This window comes from Gordonia sp. (in: high G+C Gram-positive bacteria) (assembly GCF_047600385.1).
In the GTDB taxonomy this organism is placed as follows: domain Bacteria; phylum Actinomycetota; class Actinomycetes; order Mycobacteriales; family Mycobacteriaceae; genus Gordonia.
In genome coordinates this window covers 1,754,211-1,775,735 of the sequence record NZ_JASGKZ010000001.1, presented here as the reverse complement: position 1 = coordinate 1,775,735, position 21,525 = coordinate 1,754,211, and the positions used below count along the sequence as shown (strand labels likewise).

General features: G+C 68.7%; 1 protein-coding gene and 1 pseudogene. Both read right to left on the bottom strand.

Annotated elements, in window-relative coordinates:
* Positions 1-77 precede the first annotated feature (77 nt).
* A pseudogene (locus QM809_RS07860) lies at positions 78-13,187 on the bottom strand (amino acid adenylation domain-containing protein); the annotation flags it as partial.
* Positions 13,187-21,199, bottom strand: a complete 8,013-nt coding sequence (locus QM809_RS07855; protein ID WP_415045235.1) for an amino acid adenylation domain-containing protein — start codon at positions 21,197-21,199, stop codon at positions 13,187-13,189. The gene QM809_RS07855 and the pseudogene QM809_RS07860, both read right to left, overlap by 1 nt.
* Positions 21,200-21,525 lie beyond the last annotated feature (326 nt).

Here is a 21,525-nt window from a genome sequence, read left to right as displayed (position 1 = left end):
ACTCGACGTCGTGGTCACTCGATCACCTCGGACAGGGTCTGCGCGTCACCCGTGGCGGGTGCGCCCCTGGACCACATCGCGATTTCTGCACGTTCCGTTTCGGAGACGAGCTCGGCGACGGCGACAGGTTTCTGCGGAGACCGGGTCACCGCCTCCAGTACGGCCGTGAAACGCTCCCCGAGCCTAACAACGGTGCCCTCGTCGAAGAGGTCTGTCGCATAGACGATGGACACCGGCCAGGTCTCACCCGAGACAGCGTTCACCGTGAACGCCAGATCGAGTTGCGCGGTGGTCGTGGGCACCTCCAGCGGTGCCACGGACAGACCGTCGACCTCCACGATGCCGCTCGGCCGCGGTGCCGCGTGGTTCACGCTCAACATCACCTGGGCGAGCGGTGAGAACGCCTGCGAACGCACCGGGTTGAGTCGTTCGACGATCGTCTCGAACGGCACGTCCGCATGGGCGAACGCCTCCAGGTCGGTCGAGCGGACCGCATCCACCACCGCGTCGAAACCGTCCGCGACGTCGATCTGCGCCCGTAGCACCAGGGTGTTGACGAACATGCCGACCAACCCGTCAAGTTCGGCCTGTCCGCGACCGGCGATCGGGGTGGCGACGGTGATGTCGTCGATCGCCGACAGTCGGGCGAGCAGCACCGACAGCGCCGCGTGGACCACCATGAAGGCGGTCGCACCACACGTGCGGGCGAGTTCTTCGATCCGCTCACCGAGTTCGGCGGGCAGTGCGAAGTCGTACCGGGCACCCGCGTAGGTGGCGACCGGGGGCCGCGGCCGATCAGCGGGCAGTTCGAGGACGTCCGGGATGCCGGCGAGGGCCTTCTCCCAGTAGGTCAGCTGCTTGCCTGCGACCGTCGTCGGGTCGGTGGGATCGCCGAGCACCTCGTGCTGCCAGATCGCGTAATCGGCGAACTGCACCGGCAACGGCGCGAAACCCGGTTCCGATCCCCCCGCACGTGCGATGTACGCCGAGACCATGTCCGTCATGAGCGGAAGCATCGACTCGCCGTCACCGACGATGTGGTGGATCACGGCGAGCAGAACCCATTCGTTCGGTCGCTGCTGCCACATGCGGACGCGAAGCGGCGGTCGCGCGGTGACGTCGAAGCCCGTCGAAGCGGCGGTGAAGAGTTCCGCCTCGGAATCGGCGAGTGCCCAGTCCAGTTCGGCATCCGCCGAGTCCGCAGAGCGGACGACCTGTGTCGGTCGGCCGTCGACCGCGGGGAACACCGTGCGCAGGATCTCCTGCCGACGGACGACGTCGACCGCGGCCTGTCGCATGGCGTCGACGTTCACCTCTCCGGTCACATGTACCGCGACCGGGATGTTGTAGGTCGCCGAGAGCGGCTCGAACTGGTTGATGAACCACATGCGCTGCTGAGCAAACGACAACGGCACCCGCTCCGGACGCGGCACCACCGCCACCACCGGCGGCAACGCCTCCGACTTACCCACCGACGCCACAACCAACTCACGCACCGTGGGGGCGTCGAACAAATCCCGCACATTCAACTCAACACCCAGAGCCTCACCAGCCCTCGCCACCAGACGCATCGCCGACAACGAGTTACCACCCGCATCGAAGAACGACTCCGTCACCGACACCCGATCCACACCCAACACATCCGCGAACACCGCCGCGAGCTTCTCCTCCACCTCACTCTCCGGAGCGACGTACTCGGCCTCCAAAGAACCGAACTCCGGCACCGGAAGAGCCTTCCGATCAATCTTGCCCGCCGTATTCAACGCGATATCGTCCACGACCATCCACACAGTCGGAACCATGTACCCCGGCAAAGCCCCCGCCACAGAAACCTTCACAGCCTCCACATCCAAAGACTCCCCCGGACCCGCACACACATAACCCACCAGATGCTCACCACCATCCGGCGACGACGCCACCGTCACCGCCGTATGCACCACACCCGGCGCCGCCGCAAGAACAGCCTCGATCTCACCCAACTCGATACGCTGACCACGCAACTTGATCTGGAAATCCGTACGACCCAAATACTCCAACACACCGCCCGAGAGACGACGCACCAGATCACCCGTCCGATACAACCGCGCACCCGAAACACTGTGCGGATCAGCCACGAAACGCTCCGCCGTCAAATCCGGACGCCCCGCATACCCCCGCGCCAACTGCACACCACCCAGATACAACTCACCCGGCACACCCACAGGAACCCGCTGAAGACGCGAATCCAACACCACCGCCGAAGAATTCCACACCGGAACACCGATCGGCACCGTCGAATCCTCCGCACGGACCTCACCGATGCTCTGATAAGTGATCTCCACCGCAGCCTCAGTCGGACCATACAAGTTGTAGAACAACGCATCCGGCCACACCTCACGAGCCGGAGCAGCCACCGCCGGCGGCAACGCCTCACCCGTCGCCGACACGATCCGCACCGACGTCAAAGACGCCAACAACTCACGCGGAACCACATCCAAAAACACCGACAACATCGACGGCACGAAATGCACCATCGTCGCACCCGTACGCACAATCTCCGACGCCACATACACCGGCTCCAAATGCCCACCCTGCCTCAACACGACAAGAGCGGCACCCACCATCAACGGCGCAAACAACTCCGGCACCGAACAATCGAACGTGAACGGCGTCTTCTGCACCACCACATCACTACCGTCGATCGGCAACTCATCCAAACCCCACCACAAACGATTCAACACCGCCCCATGCGACAGAGTCACACCCTTAGGCATACCCGTCGAACCCGACGTGAACAGCGTATAAACAGCCGAATCACCAGTCAGACGACCACGACGCTCACCCACAGAAATCGGCGCACACCCAGCAGCAGCAACATCGATCTCACCCGAAGCATCCACCCCGAGCACCGGCACACCCACAGCCTCAGCAGCAGACAAAGCCTCCACCGCGACACCACGATCAGAGACCAACATCAGCTTCACCTGAGCCGTCTCAAACATGTACTTCACACGATCGGCCGGAGTACCCAAATCCACCGGCACATACTGACCACCCGCAGCAACAACCGCATGCACCGCGACCATCATCTCCACCGACCGCGGCACCGCCACAGCAACAGCCACATCCGGCCCCACACCCGCCGCAATCAACTCACGAGCAAACCCATTAACCCGAGCACCGAACTCCCCATACGAGACCACACGCTCACCAAACACCAACGCCCGCGCATCCGGAGTCCTCGCCACCTGCGCAGCAAGCACATCACCCACCGACACAAACCCCGGCAACGACCGCTCAGAACCCCACTCCCATGCCGACTCAGCAGCCACATCCTCGGGAGCCAGCAGATCCACGTCACCCACAGCCACCGACGGATCAACAGTCACACCATCAAGCACCGCCACCAAACGAGCAGCGAACAACTCAACCGTCGACGCATCAAACAAATCCGTGGCATAGACGATCGAACCACTCCACACCTGATCAGCAGTCGTGGACACCGTGATGTACAAATCCAACTGAGCCGGCACCTGCTCGGACTCCACCGCCGAGAACTCCAGACCCGCAACCGCCACATCGACATCCCGCGCCGAAGCACCCGGATCAAACGACAACAACACCTGCGCCAACGGCGCAAACGCCTCCGACCGCACCGGATCAACCGCATCGACCACAGCCTCAAAAGGCACATCCGCATGCGCAAACGCATCCAGATCCGTCTTCCGCACCTGCCCCAACAAATCAACGAAACTCATCGACGAATCAACCCGCGCCCGCAACACCAACGTGTTCACGAACATACCGATCAACCGATCCAGCTCAGCCTGACCACGACCAGCAATCGGCGTCGCCACCGCAACATCATCAGTCGCCGACAACCGCGACAGGAGTACCGAGAGCACCGCGTGGACGACCATGAACGGCGTCACACCGAACCGCTCAGCCACCGCCTCGACCCGTTCCGCGATATCCCGGGGAATCTCGAAATCGACCTGGTGTCCTTCGTGCGAAGCACTCGACGGACGCGGACGATCAGCCGGCAACGACAAGACATCCGGCAATCCGGCAAGCTGTTCGGTCCAGTAACCGAGCTGACGCCCCACCACCGACGACGGATCCTCCGGCGACCCCAGCACCTCATGCTGCCAAATCGCGAAATCAGCGAACTGCAACGGCAACGGAGCGAACTCCGGGACCCGATCCTCGACTCGCGCCGAATACGCCGTCAGCAAATCGGTCACCAACGGCAACTGCGACTCACCATCACTGGCGATGTGGTGAGTGATCACCGCCAGGACGTGTTCGTCCGAAGCGACCTCCCACACCCGAACACGGATCGGCCACTCCGACACCAGATCGAACCCGGCCATCACCGCAGCCTCGACCTCGGCCCGCGAACCGACCACCGCCCAATCAAGACGCGCCGCGACCGACGAAGTCTGAGCGACCGACTGCGCGGGAACACCATCCCGGTCTGGGAAGACGGTGCGCAACACCTCATGCCGGACGACGACATCGACCAACGCCGCGTGCAACGCCTCCACGTCCAGACCACCGCGAACCCGCAACACCGTCGGCACGTTGTACACCGGAGACACAGGATCCAAACGATTGATGAACCACATCCGCTGCTGAGCAAACGACAAAGGAACCTGGCCCGGACGCGGCACCACCGCCACCACCGGCGGCAACGCCGGAGCACGACCCGCCACGGCGGCCACCAGTTCCCGCACACTCGGCGCATCGAACACGTCCCGCACCGACACCTGCACACCGAGCGCATCACTCACCCGCGCCACCACACGCATCGCGGCCAGCGAGTTGCCGCCGACGTCGAAGAACGACTCGGTCACCGACACCCGGTCCATACCCAGCAGGTCGGCGTAGACGTCCGCCACGACCTGCTCGTCGTCGTTCGCCGGAGCCACGTACTCCAGGACCTCGAAGTCCGGGTCGGGCAGCGCACGACGATCCACCTTGCCCGCCGTGTTCACCGGCATCTCCGGCAGCGCCATCCACACGGTGGGCACCATGTACTCCGGCAGAGCGGCCGAGACCGCCGCCGCGACCTCGGTCGTGTCGACCGATTCCGGAACCATGTATCCGACCAGCCGGTGGCCCGCGGGCCCGGACACCAACCGGACCGCCGCCAGCACCACGCCCGGCGCCGACGCGATCGCCGACTCGATCTCCCCCAACTCCATCCGCTGCCCGCGCAGCTTCACCTGGAAGTCGGTGCGGCCCAGATACTCCAGCTCACCGCTGTGCTCACTGCGCCGCACCAGGTCACCGGTGCGGTACATCCGCGCACCGGGACGCCCGAACGGATCGGCGACGAACCGCTCCGCCGTCAGGATCGGACGTGACTGGTAACCGCGTGCCGACTGCACACCGCCCAGATACAACTCACCCGCCACGCCATCAGGCACCGGATGCAACCGCGAATCCAGAACCAACGCAGTGGTATTGGCCATCGGCCCACCGATCGGCACCAGATCGAGGGTTCCGACACGAGCTTCACCCTGCCCGACCGGCGGCAACAACTCCGCCGACATCGTGTACACCGCAGCCTCGGTCGGACCGAACAGATTCACCAACCTCGCCTGCGGCACCCGCGCGCGGAAATCCTTCGCGACCGCAGGCGGCAACGCCTCACCACCGGAGAACAACACCCGAAGATTCGGCAGCAGCGGCTCGTCATCGACCACATCCAAGAACGCCGCCAACAACGACGGCACGAACTGCACCACCGACACACCGGCATCGCGCATCACATCAGCCATGTACCGCGGATCCCGATGCCCCTGCGCCTCGGCGACCACCATCGTCTGCCCCGCCACCAACGGCCAGAACAGTTCCAGCACCGACGCGTCGAAGGTGTGCGGCGTCTTGAACAGCAGACGCTGCTCCCCCGCCGGCACCAGCTCGTCGAACCAGGACACGAAGTTCCGCACCGCACCGTGCGAGACGGTCACACCCTTCGGCAGACCCGTCGAACCCGACGTGAACAGCGTGTAGGCGGCGTCGTCGACACGCGACGGAGCGAGGCGCTCCTCGGCGGTGAACGGACGCGCATCGTCGTCGAGCACGGTCGACGCGTCGACCTCGAGGACCGGGACGTCCAGCGCCGGGAGGAACGACGGCTGCGCCGCCCCCGCCTGCACGACGACCAACCGCATCCCGGCGGTCTCGGCCATGTACTTCGCGCGGGCCTCGGGGGCGTCCGAGTCGATCGGCACGTACCGGCCGCCGGCCGCCATGATCGCGTGCACCGCGATCACGAGTTCGACGCCGCGATCCATCACCACGCCGACCGCCGTGTCCGGGCCCACTCCGGCTTCGGTCAGCCGACGGGCCAGGTCGCCGACCCGCACACCGAACTCGCGGTACGACAGTTCCCGGGCGCCGCTCACCAGCGCCGTCGTCTCCGGCGCCCGGGCGATGCTCGCGGCCACCGCGTCGGCGATCGTCTCGTCGGGCATCGGAGCCTCGGCTCCGGTCGACTCCTTCAGGACCGCCGTCGTCTCGTCGCCCGGCATCAGCGGGAGGTCGCCGAGAGCGGTCTCCGGAGCGGAGGCCGTCTCACGGAGCACTCGCACGAAGCGATCGCTCAGCGTCTCCATCGAGGCGCGGTCGAACAGATCCGTCGCGAACGTCAGGATCGCCGCCCAGTCCGCCCCGTCGCCCGCCGTGGTGACGGTCAGGTTCAGGTCCATCTGGGCGGGCGCCTCGGCGATCTCGACCGGCGCCACCTGCAGGCCGCCCACGGCCACCGCTTCGGTCGAGGCCGCCACCGGGTCGACGGACAGGATCACCTGCACGATCGGCGAGAACGCCTCGCTGCGCACCGGGTTCACCGCGTCGACGACCGACTCGAACGGCACCTGGGCGTGGTCGAAGGCGGTGAGGTCGCGGTCCCGGACGTCGTTCAGCAGCGTCGTGAACGACGACGCCGGGTCGATCCGGGTGCGCAGCGCCAGCGTGTTGACGAACATGCCGACCAGGCCGTCGAGTTCCCGCCTGCCACGGCCGCCGACCGGGGTGCCGATCACGATGTCGTCGTTCGCCGACAGCCGGGCGAGCAGCACGGCGAAGGCCGCGTGCAGCACCATGAACCGGGTCGCGCCGCTGCGGGCCGCGATGCGGTCGACGAGCGCGGCGACGTCGGACGGCACGGTGAACGTGTGCAGTTGGCCGCGGTGGCTCGCCGTCGTCGGGCGCGGACGGTCCGACGGCAGGTCGAGCACGTCCGGGACTCCGGCGAGGGCGTTCTTCCAGTACGCCAGTTCCCGGCCCAGCACCGACGCCTCGTCGGACGGATCGCCGAGCACGTCACGTTGCCAGATCGCGTAGTCCGCGAACTGGACCGGGAGCTCGGCGAACCGCGGCGTCGCACCGTCGACGCGCGCCGAGTAGGCCGCGAACAGGTCGAGCGCGAACGGCCCGAACGACTGACCGTCGAACGCGATGTGGTGGACGACCACGGCCAGCAGCGCTTCGTCCGGTCCGGTCCGGGCGAGCCGGATCCGGACAGGCCACTCCTGCGCCACGTCGAAGCCGCGGCGCAGGTCGGCGCCGAGTCGGTCGGTCGAGTCGACGATGCCCCAGTCGAGGCGCTCGTCTACCGCCGAGATCGGGTCGACCGCCTGGTACGGCTGTCCGTCGATGCTCGGGAACGTGGTACGCAGGATCTCGTGCCGGGACACGACGTCGACCGCAGCGGCCCGCAGCACGTCGACGTCGAGGTCTCCGGTGAGCCGGAGCAGCGCCGGGATGTTGTAGGTGGCCGACGACGGATCGAGTCGGTTGATGAACCACATCCGCTGCTGCGAGTACGAGAGCGGGATGCGTTCGGGTCGCGGGTCGACGGCGACGATCGGTGCGAGCGCGGCGGCGCCACCGGTGGAGGTCGCGGCGAGTTCGCGCACCGTGGGGGCGTCGAACAGGTCGCGGACGGACAGTTCCACGCCGAGCGCATCGCCCGCACGCGCCACCAGACGCATCGCCGACAGCGAGTTGCCGCCCGCGTCGAAGAAGCTCTCGGTCGCCGAGACGCGCTCGGCTCCCAGCACGTCGGCGAAGACCTCGGCCAGAGTCTCCTCGACCTCGCCTTCGGGTGCCGTGTACTCGGATTCCGTCGCGCCGAACTCCGGTGCGGGCAGGGCCTTCCGGTCGATCTTGCCCGCGGTGTTGAGCGCCATCTCCTCGACGAGGGTCCACACCGTCGGCCGCATGTAGTCCGGCAGGGCCCGGGCCACCGAGGCCTCCACCGCGGCCGGATCCACCGTCGCCGGGGAGACGTAGGCGACCAGGAACTCTCCGCCCGCCGGAGCGGTGACGACCGAGGCCGCCGCATGGACCACACCCGGCGCCGCCGCCAGCACGGCCTCGATCTCGCCCAGTTCCACACGCTGGCCGCGCAGCTTCACCTGGAAGTCCGTACGACCGAGGTACTCGATCTCGCCGCCGACGGTCCGTCGGACCAGGTCACCGGTCCGGTACAGTCGCGTGCCCGGCGATCCGAACGGATCGGCGACGAACCGCTCCGCGGTCAGCACCGGTTGTTTCGCATACCCGCGAGCCACCTGCACGCCGCCGAGATACAGCTCTCCCGGCACCCCGATCGGAGTCGGCCGCAGACGCGCGTCGAGGACGAGCATCGACGTGTTCCAGACGGGGACGCCGATCGTCACCGTCTCCGGCGCGTCCGACACGTCGGCCCAGCCGACCTCCACGGCGGCCTCCGTCGGACCGAACAGATTGTGGATGCCGATCCACGGCCACACGTCGTGCGCCGCGGCGACCGCGGCCGCCGGCAGCGCCTCACCCGAGGCGAACAGCCACTTCAACGACCGCATGCCGGCCAGCGTGTCGCGCTCGACCACGTCCAGGAAGACGGCGAGCATCGACGGCACGAAGTGCACCGACGTGGCTTCGGACTCGAGGATCAGATTCGCGATGTACCGCGGATCCCGATGCCCCTCTTCCCGGGCGACGATCACCGTCGCACCGCCGATCAGCGGTCCGTACAGTTCCGGCACCGACACGTCGAAGGTGTAGGGGGTCTTCAGGATCACTCGGTCACCGGCGGCCCAGGGGAAGGCGGCCAGGCCCCACGAGAGCCTGTTGAGCACGGAACAATGCGACACGGTCACGCCCTTGGGCACACCGGTCGAGCCCGAGGTGAACAGCGTGTAGAGCGCCGAGTCCCCGGTCAGGCGTCCGCGGCGTTCCGCGTCCGAGACCGCGGGCGTCGACGGATCCGCTTCCGCGTCCGCATCGACCGCGACGGCCTCCACGCCCGTGATCCCGGTCAGCGGAGCAGGAGCGCTGCCCGCGGCGACCAGTACGAGCGAGGCGCCCGCCGTCTCGAGCATGTACTGCGCGCGGTCGGCGGGCAGTTCGGTGCCGATCGGCACGTACCGGCCGCCGGCCGCGGTGATCGCGTGGACCGCGACGACCAGTTCCACACCGCGATCCATGCACACGCCGACCGCGGTCTCGGGGCCGATGCCCCGCGCGATCAGCTCGCGGGCCAGGACCGCGACGCGAGCACCGAATTCGGCGTAGGAGAGACTGCGCCCCTCGAAACGGACGGCCTCCGCCTCCGGAGTCGCGGCGACCCGGGCGGCGACGGCGTCGGCGACGGTCTCGACCGGGACCTCGACGACCGGGCCGACCGAGTCCGCCAGGAGTCGGCTCGTCTCGTCTCCGCGGACGAACGGCACGTCGCCGACCGGTGTCTCCGCGTTCTCGACGACCTCGCCGAGCAGTCGCACCAGGCGGTCCGCGAACAGTTCGGCCGTCGCCGTGTCGAAGAGGTCGGTCGCGTAGATCAGGGTGCCCGACCACGGCTGGGACTCGGGCGCGGTGGCGACGGTGACGGTCAGATCGACCTGCGCGGGGACGACGGGCGGCGGGACCGGCGCGATCGACAGACCGCCCACCTCGAATCCGGCCGTCGACGCCGAGGCCGCCGGATCGAACGACAGCATCACCTGGGCGAGCGGTGAGAACGCCTCGCTGCGCACCGGGTTCAGGTCCTGGACCAGTGCCTCGAAGGGGATGTCCGAGTTCGCGAACGCGTCGAGATCATCGGTGCGCACCTGGGCGACGAGGTCGGAGAAGGTCGTCGCCGGGTCGACTCGCGCGCGCAGCACCAGGGTGTTGACGAACATGCCGACGAGCGGATCGAGCGCGGCCTGGCCGCGGCCGGCGATGGGCGTCGCGATCGCGATGTCGTCGGTGGCCGACAGCCGCGCCAGCAGTACCGCCAGGGCGGCGTGCATCACCATGAACGGGGTGGCGTCGAGTTCCCGGGCGAGCCGTGTCAGCCGGTCGGCGACCGTCGCCGGAACACCGAACTCGACCTGGGCGCCCCGGTGGGAGGCGACGGCCGGGCGCGGCCGATCGGCCGGCAGATCCAGCACCTCGGGCAGTCCACGCAGCCGGTCGCGCCAGTAGCCGAGCTGACGGCCCAGCACCGACGCCGGATCGTCCGGGGAGCCGAACGCGTCCCGCTGCCACAGCGCGAAGTCCGCGAACTGCACGGCCAGCGGCGCGAACCCGGGGGCGACCCCGGCCTGCCGCGCCGTGTACGCGGCGACGAGGTCGCCGACCAGCGGCAGCATCGACTCGCCGTCGGCGGCGATGTGGTGCGCGATCACGCCGACGACGTGCTCGCCCGGGGCTGTCTGCCGGACCAGGACGCGGAGCGGCCACTGCGCGGTGACGTCGAAGCCCTCCCCGGCCGCGGCGACGAACTCGGCCTCGGTCGCGGTCACCCGCCAGTCCAGCCGGTCGGCGATCTCGCTCGCCGGCGCGATCTGCTGCATGGCGATGCCGTCGACGGCCGGGAACGTGGTCCGCAGCACCTCGTGGCGTGCGACGACGTCGTCCACGGCGGCCCGCAGCGCGGCGAGATCGAGGGCGCCGGTCACCCGGAGCAGCGCCGGCACGTTGTAGGTGGGCGCCTCCGGCTCGAAGCGGTTGATGAACCACATCCGCTCCTGCGCGAACGACAGCGGCAACCGCTCGGGGCGTTCGGCGGCGGCGGTCAGCGGCGGCAGCGCGGCCCCCATCTCGCCGACCTTGGCGGCCAGTCCGCGGACGGTGGGTTCGGCGAAGACGTCACGCATGTTGACGTCGACGCCCAGCACCTCGCAGGCGCGGCCGACAATCTTGGCGGCCAGCAGCGAGTTGCCGCCGAGGTCGAAGATCGACTCGGTGACGCTCACACGCTCCAGGCCCAGTACCTCGGCGACGATCTCGGCGAGATGCTCCTCGACGTCGTTCTCGGGTGCGACGTACTCGACCTGCGATTCGACGACGGGTTTCGGCAGCGCCCGGCGGTCGAGTTTGCCGCTGACGCTGAGCGGCAGCTGGTCCAGCACCATGACGATGTCCGGGACCATGTAGTCGGGCACCTTGGCGGCGACGGCGGTCTTCACCGCGGCCACCTCGAGCGGGCTGCCGTCGCTCATTCCGCCGACCACATAGCCGACGAGCTGATCCGGGTATCCCTCGCGCTGGGCGATCGTGGCCGCGGCCGCGTTCACCCCGTCCGCGGATTCGAGTGCGGCCTCCACCTCGCCGAGCTCGATGCGGTAGCCGCGCAGTTTCACCTGGCTGTCGGCACGGCCGAGGAACTCCAGGCTGCCGTCGCGGAAGATCGCCACGTCGCCCGACTGGTACATGCGCTCGCCCGGAGCGCCGTACGGGTCGGCGACGAAGCGGGTGGCGTTGAGCGCGAACCGGCCCGCGTAGCCGCGCGCCAGCTGGTCGCCGGCCAGGTACAGGTCGCCCGGGACCCCGTCCGGGGCCTTCGCCAGACGCGCGTCGAGGACGTACATCCGAGACTTGGGCAGGGCGGCGCCGACATCGCTGGCGAGGGTCGCGGCGACGAACTCCGGCGTCAGCACGCGGCGGGTCATGTAGACGGTGGCCTCGGTGGGCCCGTACATGTTGTTGAGTTCGGGACCGTGGTTCCCGTCGTAGCGCAGACGATCGTCGAACCAGCGGCGGACCTGCGCGAAGTCGAGTGCCTCGCCGACGAAGATCATCGACCGCACCGACGGCGAGAGCTTGCCGGGTGCGGGCTCGCGCAGCGCGCCAGCGAGCTGGTAGAAGGCCGACGGCGTCAGGTTGACCACCGTGACCTGTTCGCGGTCGAGCACGGTGACGAAGTCGTCGGGGGTGCGCGTGGTCAGGTAGTCCAGGACCACGAGGCGACCGCCGAAGGCGAGTGCCACCCAGATCTCGCCGACGGAGACGTCGAACCCGTACGACTGGAACATCGTCCAGACGTCGTCGGGGGTGTAGTCGTACTCCTGCCCCATCGCCCACAGCAGCGTGACGACGTCGGCGTGCGTGACGACGACGCCCTTCGGCTTGCCGGTGGAGCCCGACGTGTACATCACGTAGGCGGGATGCCGTCCGTCGACGACGTCGGGGATCGCGTCCAGGGTCTCCGGGGTCGCCCGCGCAGCCGTCTGCTCGACGGTGGCCAGCGGCGCGGTGAGGTCCGTCCAGCGGTCGAGGGTCTCGGTGTCGGCCAGCACCAGGACCGGTTCGGCGTCGTCGACGACCGACTGCAACCGGTCGATCGGGTGGGAGCTGTCCAGTGGCAGGTAGGCGGCCCCGGTCTTCACGGTCGCGAGCAGGGCGACGATCAGTCCGGCGGTGCGCGGCAGGGCGACGCCGACGCGAGTCTCCGGGCCGGCTCCGGCGGCGAGGAGGCCGGCGGCCAGTTCGTCGGAGCGCCGGTCGAGTTCGGCGTAGGTCAGGGAGGCGCCCTCCAGGTCGGTGACCGCCACGCGGTCACCGAAGCGGCGAGTCACACTCCGGAGGATACCGGGCAGGGAACCGAGGTCGTCGCTGCCGACGACGTCCAGGGCGGCGGCGCGGATCGCCGAGACGGCCTCAGCGGTCCGCACCGCGACCTCGTGCGGGGCCAGTTCGGCGACCGGCAGCGTCCCGGTGACCGCGGCGTTGACCGCGATCTCGCTGTCGAGTCCCTGGGCGGCGAGCACCGTCGCTGTCGCGGAGATCTGGGCGCCGAACGCGCCGAAGGTCACCGGCCCCGCGACCCCGTCGAGGGCGACGCGACCGGGCTCGATCGCGGCGGCGAAGGAGATCAAGTCGGCCGTGGCCGGATCCTGCCCCCAGATTCGCGCGAATTCAGCAGCTCCACTGGTAGGACCCATCACGACTGACTCGATTCCTCTTCTTTCCGAGATTCACTTGCTTCGATCGCCCGGGTGCGCAGCTGTTCCAGCGCGGCACCGAGCGCTTCCGGGCCCGACGCGGCGATCGTCGGCGCGAGCGTCATCAGCGCCGTCGTCAACGCCGCATCGGCGTCGGGCATGGCGGCGGCCATCGCCGTCGCCATCACCGAGAGGGTGCTGAACGTGATCGACGTGCCCGGAGCCTCCAGCGCGACGGCCTCCGGGGCGGTGATCGCCGCGGAGGCGACCAGTTCGCTCAGCGAGGCCGTCGACTCCGCGGCCTGCTCCGCCGCCTCGGCCTCCTGCTCGGTGACCGTCGCGATGGAGATGTCGCCGACCACCGTCTCGGGGTCGGCGGTGATCGCGCTCAGCACCTGGAGATAACGCTCGGCGTACCGTTCGACGGTCGGCGCGTCGAACAGGTCCGTGGCGTACAGGAACGACGCCCGCATCGGACCGTCTGCGCGCTGACCGCCCAGGGCCGCCGGATCGTTCGGGAACAGCGTCAACTGGAGATCGACCTTCGCCGCGCTGAGCTGCTCGGACACCGGACTGATCGTCAACCGGTCGAGCTGGACGGTCGGGAAGTCCAGGTTCTGGAATGCGAACATCGCCTGGAACACCGGGTTGAACGCCGCGGTCCGCGGTGCGCCGATCTCGGAGGCGACCGAGTCGAACGACACGTCGGCGTGCGCCATGTCGGCCAGGTCCGTGCTCCGGACCCGTTCCAGGAACCGGGTGAACCCCTCTCCCGGATCGACCTCGGTCCGCAGTGCCAGGGTGTTGACGAACATGCCGACGAGCTCGTCGAGCACCGCTTCGCCGCGCCCCGCGTACGGGGTGCCGATCACGATGTCGTTCCGGCCGCTGAGCCGGGCGAGCAGGATCGCCAGCGCGGCGTGGGTCACCATGAACAGCGTCGTGTTGTGGCGCCGCGCCACCTCGCGGAGTTCGGCGACCAGGTCGGCCGGGATCTCGAAGTCGACGGTCGACCCGACATAGCTCGGGGTGGCCGGTCGCGGCCGGTCGGCGGGCAGGTCGATGCATTCCGGTGCACCGGCCAGGCGCTCGTTCCAGTAGTCGAGCTGGCGTCGTCGTTCGGTGACCCCGTCCTCGTCCGGCTCGTCGAGCCGCTCGGTCTGCCAGGCGGCGAAGTCCGCGTACTGCACGCGCAGCGGCATCCACGACGGCGTGTGTCCGGCGTGGCGGGCCACATACGCGGTCATGAAGTCGTGAGCCAGCGGCGCCATCGACGCGCCGTCGGCGCTGATGTGGTGGATCACGAAAACCACCACGTGGTCGTCGTCGGCGAGCTGCAGCAGCGCGATCCGCAGCGGAGCGGCCTCGGACACGTCGAAGCCGCGGCCGGTCACCGCGGCGACCGCGCCCGCCACGGTGTCCTCGCTGACCGGATGCGGGGTCAGATCGAGATTCGCCGACACCGTGTCGGCGGGCTGGATCAGCTGGACCGGCCGTCCGCCGACCATCGGATAGCCGGTGCGCAACGCCTCCTGGCGCTCGACCAGATCGGCCACCGCCTGCCGGAGCGCCGCCAGATCGAGGTCGCCCTCCATCCGCAGCGCCATCGCGATGTTGTACGCCGGGGAGGCGGGATCGGCCTGGTTCAGCAGCCACATCCCGCGCTGGACGTCGGACACCGGGACCAGTTCGGCGCGCCGACGCGCGACGAGAGCGGATCCGGATCGGCCGCTGTCGAGGGCGGTGACCGCGGTCGCCACCCCGGCGACGGTTCCGCCCTCGAACACGGTCTTCACCGACACGGAGCGGCCGAGGACCTGGGACAGCTGCGTGGCGAGTTTGGCCGCCGACAGCGAGGTGCCGCCGAGTTCGAAGAAGCTGTCCTGCACGCTCACCCGGTCGATGCCGAGGACCTGCGAGTAGACCTCGGCGACGACGGCCTCGAGTTCGTTCCGCGGCGGGATGAACTCGGTGGTCGCCCGGAAGTCGACCGGCGGCAGCTTGCTGCGATCGATCTTCCCGACGACGGTGGTCGGGAACTCCTCGACCACCATCACGGTGTGCGGCACCATGTGCGACGGCAGCAGTTCGGCGGCGTGCGTGAGCAGTTCGTCGGGCACGATCACCGCGCCCTCGACGGGGCTCACGTACGAGACCAGCACGGCCTCGCCCGCGGGCCCCTCGACTCCCAGACTCGTGGCGTTGCCGACGGTGGGATGGCCGACGAGCACCGCATCGACCTCGCCCGGCTCGATCCGCATGCCGCGGACCTTGAGCTGGAAGTCGCTGCGGCCCTTGTACGTCAGGCGGCCGTCGCTGCGGCGGGCGGCCCGGTCACCGGTCCGGTACATCCGGGTGCCCGGATCGAACGGGTCGGCCACGAAGCTCGTCGCCGTCTGTCCCGGCCGCTGCAGGTACCCCAGCACCAGCTGCTCGCCGGTCAGATACAGGTCGCCGACCACGCCGACGGGCGCGAGTTGGAGCCCGGCGTCGAGCACCAGGGCACCGACGCCGTCGATGGCGCGGCCGATGGTCACGTCGTCGTCGGCCGTCAGCGGGCCGTCGTACGTCGCCCAGATCGTGGTCTCGGTCGGTCCGTACAGGTTCGAGAAGTCGCGGCCGGCCTCGACCCAGCGTCGGACGAGTTCGGGCGGGCACGCCTCGCCGGCGCTCAACACGGTCCGCAGCGACGGCACGGCCTGCGGGTCGAGCGTCGCCAGCGCCGACGGCGTCATCACCGCGTGGGTCACCCGATGCCGGGCGATGAGCAACTCGAGGTCGCGACCGGCGTAGGTGTCGACGTCGGCGACGACGAGCGCGGCCCCGCCGGCCATCGCCATCGCCAGCTCGAAGACCGATGCGTCGAAGCTCGGCGACGCCACGTGCAGCACCCGTGCGGCCGGGTTCAGTCCGAGGAGTCGTCGCTGATTGGCCATCACGTTGGCCAGGCCGCGATGCGGGACCACCGTCGCCTTCGGGAGACCGGTGGATCCGGAGGTGAAGATCAGATAGGCCGGGTCGTCGATCAGCGACGGACGGCGCAGTTCGGCGTCGTCGATCGAGGTGCCGCTCCGTCCGGCGACCTGCAGTTCGGTGTTCTCGTCGTCGATCACCAGCCAGCGTGTGCCGGCGTGGCCGTCGGTCCCGAGGTCGCCCGCGGTGATCCCGAGGCGGGCCCCGCTGACGGCGAGCATCATCTCGCGGCGCTCCACCGGGTGCCGCGGGTCCAGACTCACGAACGCCGCACCCGTCTTGGCCACGGCGACGGTCGCGAGCACCGACCACTCCGATCGCGGCAGGGCGATCGCCACCACGTCGCCCGGACCGGCGCCCATGGCGATCAGCTCGCGAGCCAGCTGGTTGCTCCGCATCGCGAAGACCTCGTTGCTGGCGGCCTCGGTCCCGATCACCGCGGTGGTCGCCGGACCGTTGCCCGTCTCCAGCGCGACCAGCAGCTGCCGGAGCGTGCGCGGCGGCTCGGCGACCGACGGCGCCGTGAGCTCGGCGGCCTCGGCGTCGGGCAGCAGCGGGATCGAGCCGAGGCTGCGCCCGGGCTCGGCCGTCATGTGCTCGAGGATCCGTTCCAGGTATCCGGCGAGCCGCTCCACCGTCGACCGCTCGAACACGTCGGTGGCGAAGGAGAACTCAAGATCGATGCGATCGGCGTCGACCGCGTCCACGGCGGTGACAGCCAGGTCGTACTTCGCCACCGGCGGCCGGGCCTCCAGCGGTTCGACTCCGGTGTCGCCGAAGTCCGTGCGATGGTCGTCGACCAGAGTCAGCGCGACCTGGAACAGCGGACTGTACGAGAGCGAGCGCTGCTGCGCGACGGCGTCGACCACGGCCTCGAACGGCGCCGACGAGTGTTCGAGCGCTGCGGCGCGCACGGTGCTCGCGTTCCGGAGCAGGTCGGCACCGGTGTCGGACGGCCGCACCCGTGTGCGCAGGACGACGGTGTTGACGAACATGCCGATCAGGCCGGTCAGTTCCGGCTCGTCGCGCCCGGCGACGGCCGTGCCGATCGAGATGTCGTCGGAGTCGGCGACGCGCGCGAGGAGCGCCGCGAGCGCAGCGTGCAGGACGGTGAAGACGGTGACGCCGTGCTCCCGTGCCACCTCGCGCATCCGCTGGACCGTCTCCGCAGAGAGGACCGTGTCGATGTAGTCGCCGGCGCCGGAGGCGGCGCCGCTGCGGACCCTGTCCGTCGGCAGATTCAGCACCGCGGGGGCGCCGTCGAGCTCGTGCGACCAGAACTCCAGTTCGCGGGCGAGTCTCGACGCCGGATCGTCGGCCGCCCCGAGCACCTCGCGCTGCCACAGCGTGTAATCGGCGTACTGCACCGGCAGCGGTTCCCACGCCGGAGGAGTGCCGGCGGCACGGGCCGTGTAGGCGAGGACGAGATCCCAGATCAGCGGCCGCAGCGACATGCCGTCGGACACGATGTGATGGAGCACCGTGGTCAGCACGTACGACATCCTGCCGAAGTCGTCGGTCACCGTCGTGAGACTCACCCGGAAGGGCAGCTCGGACACCAGGTCGAAACCCGTCGTCACCTCGGCGAACAGCTGCGCGCGGATCTCGGACTCGGTCGTTGCCCCGACGGTGAGACCGATCTGCGTGATCGCCTCCGCCGCGGGCACGATCTCCTGCACGGGTTCTCCCGCGACCGAGGGGAACCGGGTCCGCAGCGACTCGTGCCGCTCGATCAGGTCGGCGACCGCCGCGCGCATGGCGTCGGCGTCGACGTCGCCGTGCAGCCGGACGGCGCCCGGCATGTTGTAGGCGGGCGACGACGGATCCATTCGGTTGATGAACCAGAGCCGGGCCTGCGGATACGAGACCGGGATACGCTCCGGTCGGTCCTTCGGGACGAGGAGCGGCCGTTCTGAGAGAGCGGACCTGCGCGCTGCGCGGGCGATCTCTCCGACGCTGGTACTCGTCAGCACCTCTCCCACGCCCAGTTCCAAGCCCGCCTGCGAACGCGCGCGCGCGACCAGGCGGGAGGCGATCAACGAATCAGCGCCCAGGCGGAAGATGTCGTCGTCCATACCGATCCGCTCCACATCGAGGAGTTCGGCCAGCAGTTCGGCGATGCGGATCTCGACCTCTGACTCCGGCGCCCGATACTCGGCCTCGGCCGCGGCCCGGAGAACGGGTTCCGGCAGAGCGCGGCGATCGAGTTTGCCCGCGGCGTTCATCGGGAACTCGTCGAGCACGACGATCACGGTCGGCACCATATGACTCGGCAGTGTGCGAGCGCACAGCGAACGGATACGGTCCGGCGCCGATGCATCGGAGCTCGACTCCGGGGCCTTCACATAGCCGATCAGCGACACCCCGACATCGTCCGAGCGGACCGTCACGACCGCGCTCTCGACTCCGTCGACCGAGAGCAGCGCCGACTCGATCTCGCCGAGTTCCACCCGCTGCCCACGGATCTTCACCTGGAAGTCGGTTCGACCGATGTATTCGAGTTCCCCGCCGTCATTCCAGCACACGAGGTCACCGGTGCGGTACATCCGTTGACCGGCTTCGCCCGTACCGGACGAGCAGAACGGATCCGCGATGAACCGGGTGGCCGTCGTTCCCGTCATCGCCCCGTAACCGCGTCCCACGGCGATCCCACCCACGTACAACTCACCGGGCACGCCGGCGGGAACCGGCCGCAACCGATCATCGAGGACGTACAGGCGCACCCCGGGAATCGGACGGCCGATCGGCACCCGCGACGTCTCATCGCCGGTGAGTTCGTGAAAGGAGACCACGTCGGAGGCCTCGGTCGGGCCGTAGCTGTTGAACACCCGCACTCCGACGGCGCACAGTTCCCGTACCGACGCAGGCCGGATCGGTTCACCGCCGAGGAACAGCGTCCGCAATGACGACAACGTGCCCTCGACGTCGGCTTCGACCAGAGCCTCGAAGGCCGACGGCGCCAGGTTGATCGAGGCCAGACCGCCCGCCGTACTCATCCGGACCACCTGTTGCGGGTCGAACACCGGGTCCGCCAGAAGAAGGGTGGCACCCGACATCAGCGTCGCCCACACGTTCTTCTGCGTGAGGTCGAACGTCGGAGACGAGGCGACCATCACACCGTCGCCCGGCGACAACGCCAGCTCCCGATGGAACCAGCGGATCGTGTTCTCCACACCGGCCATCGGCACCATGGTCGGTTTCGGACGGCCCGTCGAACCGGAGGTCGTGATCACATAGGCGAGCCGGCCGGGCTCGGAAGCCGCAGGCACCCTCGAGGAGGAGACCGCGCTCTCCGCCGCATCATCGTCCATGGCGACCGTGACCGTGCCGTCGATCGCCTCACCGACTCTGTCGATCCAGTCGGTCTTGCCGACCAGCGCCCGAGCCTGCGAATCCTCGACCAGTGCCACGATCCTGTCCGTGGGGCCGGACGGGTCGACCGGGGCGTACGCCGCGCCCAGACGCCACACCGCCACCATCCCGACGACCCATTCGACTGAACGCTCCAGCGCCAGGACCACGACGTCGTCAGCGCCCACGTTCACTGCTGCGAGCCGTGCGACCAGCGCATCCGCTCGCCGGATCAGTTCGCCGTAAGTCACCGACTCCGCACCGGTCCGCACCGCCGGAGCCGCCGGGTCGATCGCCGCCCGAGCGATGACGTCCGCCACCGGCCCGACTCCACCGACGTGCTCCGTCTCCGGGGCATCACCGGTACCCCAGTCCCGGATCGTCGCGGCCTCGCCGTCGACGAGCAGGTCCACATCGGCGATCGGCGTCTCGAGTCCGGTCGTGAACCGCTCGAGGAAGACGAGGAAGCGCTCCAGATGCCGCTGCATCTCCTCGTGCGTGTACAGGTTCGGATTCCCGTGCAGGTCGACGATCAGCGGAGCCGTGGGGCTCGACTGGTAGAGATTGATCAGCAGGTCTTCGAGCACGCCCGAGGCCAGGATCCGGTATTCCAGTTCAGCGCCGTCGATGTGCAGTTCCTCGTCGAAGAACACCATGTTGATCGTCGGCCCGAATCCCATCGAACCGCCGTCGAGGCCGGCGTCGCGGCGGATGTCGTCGGAACGGTAGCGCTGATGCCGCAGGGCACCGGTCAGTTCCAGCAGGGTGGCCGCGATCAGCTCGCGGGCGGTCTTGGCCGAGACGCCCTGCAACCGGATCGGGACGACGTTGGAGACCATCCCGCCCGAGCGCTTGATCTTCGCATTGGACCGTCCGGTGATCGGCAGGCTCAAGGCGACGTCGTCGGCACCGGTCATCTTCGAGAGGAACGCCCCGAACGCCGAGACCATCAGGACGGCGAGGGAGCTGTTGAGTTCACCGGCCAGCGTCGTCAACCGCGACTGCAGATCGGCATCGAGCGCACGGCCCGCCACGACGTTGTCGAACGAGAGCGGGACCGGAGCCGAACTCCGCGCCAGGCTCACCCGCTCGGGCAGGTCGGCGACCCGCGAGACCCAGTGCTCGCGATCGGTCTCCCGGCGCGTGCTGTGCAGGTACTTGTCCTCGTACTCGACGATCTCGGCCAGCGTCGCCGCAGGCTTGACCGCGACCTCCTCCCCGCGCCGTGCGGCGTTGTAGCGTTCCAGCATGCGCCGCAGGTTGGTCAGGGCCGCGTATCCGTCGATGATCAGGTGATGCGCCCGCTGGTACAGCAGGGTCCGGTCGTCGGACACCCGGATGAGCGCGATCACGATCAGCTGATCGTCGATCAGGTCGACCGGCCGCCGGTACTCCCCCTGCATCCACGCCAGCGCCTCGCCCGACGGATCCTCGCGGTCGCGGAAGTCGTAGTGGTCGACGGTCTGGTCGTACTCGACGTCGACGTACTGCATCGGTACGCCGTCCTCTTCGGTGAGCCGGATGAAGGGCGTCTCCAGTTCCCGGCCGACGGCGTAGCAGCAGTCGATCAGGAGATCGAAGTCCAGTCCGCCCGGCGGGTGCTTGATGTCGAGGTACTGCGCGATGTTGACCGAGTAGTCCGGTGACAGCCGGTCGGCGAACCACATCCCCAGTTGGGCAGGGGTCATCGGAAGCAGCTCACGCTGCTTCTCATCCCGTTTCGAATCAATTCCCTGCCGGTTCGCACCGGTCGACTGCTGCGTCACCGCGGCCACCCCTTCACACCTGGTCGTCGTACTGCATTACCTCTTCACCGCAGATCGCTACGGCGGCGTACAGCTGATCGCCCAGTGCCCCGCCCTTCTTCCCGTTCCCCACGCACGGGCCGCACTCCACACATTGTGGCTCCGAACACCACCAGCCTCATGCACTTCTTCGCAAGAAACAACTTCACTAAATTGCCCCAATCCTCCGAACTCGCAGGTCGGAACCGACTCCGGCCGCACAGACGAGT

Coding starts and splice junctions, on each gene's coding strand:
- QM809_RS07855 (WP_415045235.1), bottom strand. CDS start 21,199: ATGACCCCTGCCCAACTGGGGATGTGGTTCGCCGACCGGCTGTCACCG.